Origin of the sequence: Gordonia metallireducens (genome assembly GCF_021245825.1) — a bacterium.
Lineage (GTDB): Bacteria > Actinomycetota > Actinomycetes > Mycobacteriales > Mycobacteriaceae > Gordonia > Gordonia namibiensis.
The window spans coordinates 1-3,161 of sequence record NZ_JAJQJP010000009.1; the positions used below are offsets into that span (position 1 = coordinate 1).

At 66.5% G+C, this 3,161-nt stretch carries 5 protein-coding genes and 1 riboswitch; all 5 genes read right to left on the reverse strand.

All coding sequences use genetic code 11. The annotated features are described in order from the left end of the window. On the reverse strand, nucleotides 1–181 hold a 181-nt coding region (locus LQD00_RS02645; protein WP_232715554.1), incomplete at its 3' end, for a hypothetical protein. Between the two features lie 303 nt (nucleotides 182–484). Beyond that, a complete protein-coding gene (locus LQD00_RS02650; protein ID WP_232715555.1) occupies nucleotides 485–799 on the reverse strand; it encodes a DMT family transporter in 315 nt (104 codons plus the stop codon). A gap of 10 nt (nucleotides 800–809) precedes the next feature. Then, a riboswitch (guanidine-III (ykkC-III) riboswitch) is annotated at nucleotides 810–877 on the reverse strand. Between the two features lie 116 nt (nucleotides 878–993). Then, on the reverse strand, nucleotides 994–1,965 hold the full coding sequence (locus tag LQD00_RS02655; RefSeq protein WP_232715556.1) for a carbohydrate kinase family protein: 972 nt from the start codon (nucleotides 1,963–1,965) through the stop codon (nucleotides 994–996). Nucleotides 1,966–2,086: 121 nt separating this feature from the next. Continuing rightward, nucleotides 2,087–2,440: a HesB/IscA family protein gene (locus LQD00_RS02660; protein ID WP_005200132.1), complete on the reverse strand. Its 354-nt coding sequence runs from the start codon at nucleotides 2,438–2,440 to the stop codon at nucleotides 2,087–2,089. 272 nt (nucleotides 2,441–2,712) lie between these two features. Next, on the reverse strand, nucleotides 2,713–3,161 hold a 449-nt coding region (locus tag LQD00_RS02665; RefSeq protein WP_232715557.1), incomplete at its 5' end, for a glycerate kinase.

Genomic DNA, 3,161 nt, shown 5'->3' on the forward strand with positions numbered 1-3,161 from the left:
CGATGCCGGTGAACCCGGCCGCCTCAGCCTGGGCACGACTCCACTGAATCGCCGACCCCAATTTCCACGGGGTGCAGGCAAAGGTCTTGCGGGCCAGCACGCGGGAGTCATGATCGGCGACGACGATCACCTGTTTCTTGGCTGCCAGATCAATCGCCACCACCGCGTAATCGCGGCGCACGATCTCCCGCAGTCGGCTCAAACGGTCGTTTCGGCGTTTCGTTCCTCGACTCAAGGGACTAGCGTCAGACATCGACATCCTCCTTGTTGTGGTTGGGACACCAAGCCCTTACGACCACAACAGGAGGATGTCCCGTATTTCACAACCTTCGAGCTATTACTAGGTGCGAGGAGCGCCAGCGACGAGCCTCGAAGGCCTGGTGAGCCGATCTCGCCGGCCCTTCGTGACGCGTCCTCCGCAGGCTCCGGACGCTCCTCAGGGATCGAGGCCGAAGGCGTGCCACCCCTCACTCATGGAGCAAGGTCAGTGCGCCAGCTTCAACCCGATGACCCCGCCGACGATCATCACGAGGCACAACGACTGGACCAGCGAGACCGGTTGCTCACCGGTGGACATCGCGTAGACGACGGTCAGCACCGCACCGATGCCGACCCAGACGGCGTAGGCGGTACCCACCGGCAGATCGCGCATCGCATACGCCAGGCCGCCCATGCTGATGGCGAGTGCCACGAAGAAGACGATGGTCGGTCCGAGTTTGGTGAATCCCTCGGACTTGCCGAGCGCGGTGGCCCAGACCGCCTCGAAGACACCGGACAGCACCAGAATCATCCACGACATGACAGCCTCCTGTGGGCCGTCTTGTCGCACACCGGGTACAGCACCCCTCGTCCGGGAGTCCAGTAGAACGGACTCTGCCTCCACGTTGGCACACCATCGCCCACGACGGCAATGTCAGACCGCTCACCGCCCCGAGTACGACGAAAACGGGTGGCGCAGGCCGTAGCCCGCACCACCCGTTCCGAAAGAGCTTCTCAGAAGGCGGCTTTGATCTCCGCTGCAGCCTCGGCGCCGTAGGCACCCTCGATGCGGGCGAGAGCGGTCTCGATGTCCCAGGACCAGTCCTGCGTGGACACGGTCTCGAGCACCAGCACGGCGACCATCGAACCGACCTGCGCGGCGCGCTCGAAGCCGAGTCCCTTGGACAGCGCGGACAGGAAGCCGGCGCGGAAACCGTCGCCGACGCCCGTCGGGTCGACCTTCTCGGTCTCCGGGACGACCCCGACGTGGATGCGGGTGCCGTCGCGGTCGACGATCTCGACGCCGTCCTTGCCCAGGGTGGTGACGCGCACGCCGACCATCTCGGCGACCTGCGCCTCGGACAGACCGGTCTTCTGACGCAGCAGACCCCACTCGTATTCGTTGGTGAACAGGTAGTCGGCACCCTCGATGAGGGTCCGGGCCTGCTCACCGTCGAGACGGGCCAGTTGCTGGCTGGGGTCGGCGGCGAACGGGATACCGGCGGCCCGGCAGGCCTCGGTGTGGCTGAGCATTCCGGCCGGGTCGTCGGCGCCGATCAGCACGAGTTCCGGCGTACCGGTCTCGGCGATGACGTCGGTGAGAGAGATGTCGCGGCTCTCACTCATGGCGCCGGCGTAGAACGTGGCCAGCTGTGCCATCGTCTCATCGGTCGTGCACATGAACCGGGCGGTGTGATGGGTCTCGGAGACCCGGACGCCTCGGCAGTCGACGCCGTAGGACTCGAGCCACTTGCGGTAGTCATGGAAATCCGAGCCGACCGCACCGACGAGCACCGGGTTGCCGCCGAGCTGGCCCATGGCGTAGCAGATGTTGCCCCCGACGCCGCCGCGCCGGACGACGAGGTCCTCGACGAGGAAGCTGAGTGAGATGTGCTCGAGGTGATCTCCGAGCAGCTGCTCGGAGAATTTTCCGGGGAACTTCATCAGATGGTCGGTTGCGATGGAGCCGCATACAACGATTGCCACTGGCGTTCTCAGCCCTTCGGTTGGTTGGTCGGACAGCTGTTCACGCTACCCACTGCCCCGACACACGACACCGGCCGCATCCCGAATCGGGATACGGCCGGTGTCGGAAGACGTGTTCGACTCAGTTGAACGAGTCACCGCAGGCGCAGCTGCCGGTGGCGTTCGGGTTGTCGATGGTGAAGCCCTGCTTCTCGATGGTGTCCACGAAGTCGATGGTGGCGCCCTGGACGTAGGGAGCACTCATCCGGTCGACGGCCAGCGTGACGCCGCCGAAGTCCGAGGTGATGTCGCCGTCGAGGGTGCGATCGTCGAAGAAGAGCTGGTAGCGCAGACCAGCACATCCACCCGGCTGCACGGCGATGCGCAGCGCGAGGTCGTCGCGACCTTCCTGCTCGAGCAGTGCCTTCGCCTTGGAGGCGGCTGCGTCGCTCAGGATGACGCCGGTGGCAGTGCTCGTTTCATTCTGCACGGTCATTGATGCTCCTGTAGTGGTGTGGTCCCGGTGTGACGTGGTCCGATCTCGTCGCGGAGCCCTCTGCTCGCGCATGATCGGGAAACACCCCGCTCGCCGGGAGGTCGACCGGTTGTGCCCGTGCGTACAACCGTACTCCTTCCAGGACTATTCCCGCCTATTCGGACCTGGTTTCGATATGGCTCGTCGCACGCTCCTCGCCCACCGCGACCGGCGTTCGTTCCTGCCGGCCGAGTAGCGCCGACCGAGCGCAGCGAGGGTGCCGCGTATCGAGGTCACCCACCGCCGAAAGTGCCCGCGACCGTTCCCGCGAGCTTCACGAGCTGGTTCTCTGCGTCGTTCATCGCGACCTGGACCGATCCGGCGACGTCGACGATGGCGTGCGCACCCGCGATGCCGGCCTCCTCGATCTCGACCCGGGACAGCGCAACCTGTCCCGCCAGGACCAGCGTCTGCGCCCCGGCACCCCCTGCGCCCGTCGTCGACGCGGCATTGTGCAGGGCCGATACGACCTTCCCGCGGAGTGTCTGGGAGTCGAACCTGCCCTCGCCGGTGACGACGAGGTCGGCGGCCGCGACATCGGCGTCGAGGTCGGTGGCCTCGGCGACGACGGTCGCCCCGGACACGCGCCCGCCGCCCAGCGCGAGGAGCGCGGCGCCGAGCCCACCCGCGGCACCGGCACCGGCGTCGGCGGTGATGTCGCGCCCGGCGAGCTCGTTCAAGG

Coding starts and splice junctions, on each gene's coding strand:
- LQD00_RS02650 (WP_232715555.1), bottom strand. CDS start 799: ATGTCGTGGATGATTCTGGTGCTGTCCGGTGTCTTCGAGGCGGTCTGG.
- LQD00_RS02660 (WP_005200132.1), bottom strand. CDS start 2,440: ATGACCGTGCAGAATGAAACGAGCACTGCCACCGGCGTCATCCTGAGC.